We start from the raw sequence: 2,511 nt of genomic DNA, 5'->3' as shown, positions 1-2,511 counted from the left end.
GACGGGACGAGCAACCAGGCTGACGCGGTTGCCAAGGCTGCCGCTACGCCGGCCAGCCAAGCCGCGACGGTGGCGCAGAACGCGCTGTCGTCGGCGCCCACCACGACCGCTCAGACGACCGCTCAGACGGCCGCCACCGCGGTGCCCGCGGCGACCCCCCCGACCACGTTTGCCGAATGGATCCAGACGCTGTACCAGAACACCGTCGCCAACTTCGGTCAAGGCGGTTGGGGCGTTGGCCTGACGGGAGGGTCATCAGGCAACCTGAACACGATGCGGCAGATCCTCCAGGCCTACTTCGCGGTCGGTCTCGGAAACTTCGGCTACGGCCTCGGGCAGCAGTTGATTACCCCCGCTCAGGCAACGGCACTAGAAAAAGGGCTTGGGTTGATGCCTGCGACAGCAGGACTTCCCCCCATTGGCGGCACCGCAGGCGTCAGCGGCGCACCGTTTACGGCCAGCAGTGTGACGGCCCAGATGGGCGAGGCCAGCACTCTCGGGCGGCTGTCCGTCCCCGCGGGTTGGCAAGGGTCGACGCCCGCGGCGATCGAAGAGGCCCAGCTGGTCAACGCCGCACGCCCGGTCGCACCGACGTCGAATGGAATGCTCAACGGTGTTCCGATGGCGGGCAACGCCGGTCTCGGAGCCGGTGCCGGACGCCGCGGCAGCGGGTACGTCGTGAAATACGGGTTCCGGCACTCCGTGATTGCCAAGCCGCCCGCAGGGGGATAACAGAGTACGGATCCGTTCGGCTGGCCCAGTGGCCGTGACCGGACCCGTGAGCCGGTCCACGGCGAACAAGAGTCGTTCAGCGCTCGACCCATCCGCGGGCGGCGCTGTGGCACTCTAAGCCCTTGTTCGCGCCAAAGGCATTGCATCGTCTCGTGATTGACTGCCCAGCCTTGTGCACGGGCGTTGTGATACGCGGGCCGAAGTGGCGCAGCCAGGACCACAACGTCGCATCCGGATCGTGGGCTAGCCGTGACAGGCTCGTGGCGTTGGGTGGCTTGATGTTGCCCGGTGACGCAGCAGGGCGAACTGCTCGCTGATCCCCAGCACGCAGCAGCCAAAAACCGCTTGAGCGTGGAATTTTCACGCTCAAGCGGTCTTCGAGCCGCTTGATCCTTCGCCACGACCAGGTTGAGTTACACGGCAGCCGAGACGGCAACAGAGCGGCCGGGCCCACAGGGCGTTCCAGTGGCCGGTCGAATCGAAGCATTACCGCAGGTGGAAGGTTTGTCGAACTCAGGGTGAACAACCGATATCGGGGGGTGAATACTCGCCGTCCGGGCGTGAACAGTTAGGTCGGCAGCGGCTTTATCCGAGCGTGACCATTTAATCTTTCAACCGAACGGCCTTGCTCAAGGTCGTAGACGCGCCTAGTTATCAAGGAGGAGACCGGATGTCGTTCGTGACCACACAGCCGGAAGCATTATCGGCAGCGGCCACCAACCTGCAGGGGATCGGCTCGGGACTGAACGCCCAGAACGCCGCCGCAGCGGCCCCCACCACAGGAGTGGTTCCGGCTGCCGCCGATGAGGTTTCGGCCTTGACCGCCGCTCAATTCGCCGCCCACGCACAGCTCTACCAGGCCGTCAGCCAGCAGGCCGCGGCCATCCACGAGATGTTCGTCAACACGTTGGGCACCAGCGCCGGTTCCTACGCAGCCACCGAGGCCGCCAACGCGGCTGCGGCCGGCTAGGAGGCATTTCACATGGTGGATTTCGGGGCTTTACCGCCTGAGGTCAATTCGGCCCGTATGTACATGGGTCCCGGTGCGTCGTCTCTCCAGGTTGCCGCGTCGGCATGGAACGGCCTTGCCGCGGAACTCCAGCAGGCCGCTCAGGGCTACGAGACGACGATCACGCAACTGGCCAGCGACGAGTGGAACGGGCCGGCCTCGGCGGCGATGGCGAGTGCGGCGCAGCCGTACATCACCTGGCTGCAGGAGACAGCCACGCAGGCCGAGCAGTCCGCGGCCCAGGCCCAGGCGGCCGTTGCCGCCTACGAGCAGGCTTTCGCGGCAACGGTGGCGCCGCCGCTCGTCGCCGCCAACCGGGCCGAAACCGCCGCGGCAGTGCAGGCCAACGTCTTCGGCCAGTACACCCCACTGATTGCGCAGCTCGAGGCACAGTACGGCCAAATGTGGGCGCAGGACGCGGCGGCCATGTATGGCTATGCGGGTCAGTCGGCCTCGGCGACTCAGGTGACGCCGTTCGCCACTCCGGCCGCGACCACCAATCCGGGCGGCACAGCGACTCAAGCCGCTGCCGTCAGCCAGGCAACCGGCACGTCGGCCGCCACCAGCAGCCAGTCGATCCTGCAACAGCTGACCTCGTCAATGCCGAGCTCGCTGCAAAGCCTTGCGTCGCCGGCGGCCGCCCCAGCGGCCGCCACCACGACGCCGTTGCAGGACCTGTATGCCTTTATCTTCGGTACGACCGTCTTGCCCACGAACCTGTCGGCGCTTGTCACCAACTACTCGCCGTACGCCAGCTTGTTCTACAACAC

3 protein-coding genes are annotated in these 2,511 nt (G+C 66.3%); all 3 read left to right on the top strand.

Features of this window, described 5'->3' with window-relative positions; all coding sequences use genetic code 11:
- Positions 1-732 (top strand): PE/PPE C-terminal domain-containing protein (locus VGH54_RS22020; protein ID WP_331514220.1); only part of this gene is annotated, 732 nt, incomplete at its 5' end.
- 670 nt (positions 733-1,402) lie between these two features.
- Positions 1,403-1,702 (top strand): PE family protein, encoded by a 300-nt coding sequence (locus VGH54_RS22015; RefSeq protein WP_331514219.1) that lies wholly within the window; start codon positions 1,403-1,405, stop codon positions 1,700-1,702.
- Positions 1,703-1,717: 15 nt separating this feature from the next.
- The coding region (locus tag VGH54_RS22010) for a PPE domain-containing protein (RefSeq protein WP_331514218.1) at positions 1,718-2,511 on the top strand (794 nt) is incomplete at its 3' end.

This window comes from Mycobacterium sp. (assembly GCF_036488105.1).
Taxonomy (GTDB): domain Bacteria; phylum Actinomycetota; class Actinomycetes; order Mycobacteriales; family Mycobacteriaceae; genus Mycobacterium.
This window is presented reverse-complemented; position numbering and strand designations above follow the sequence as displayed.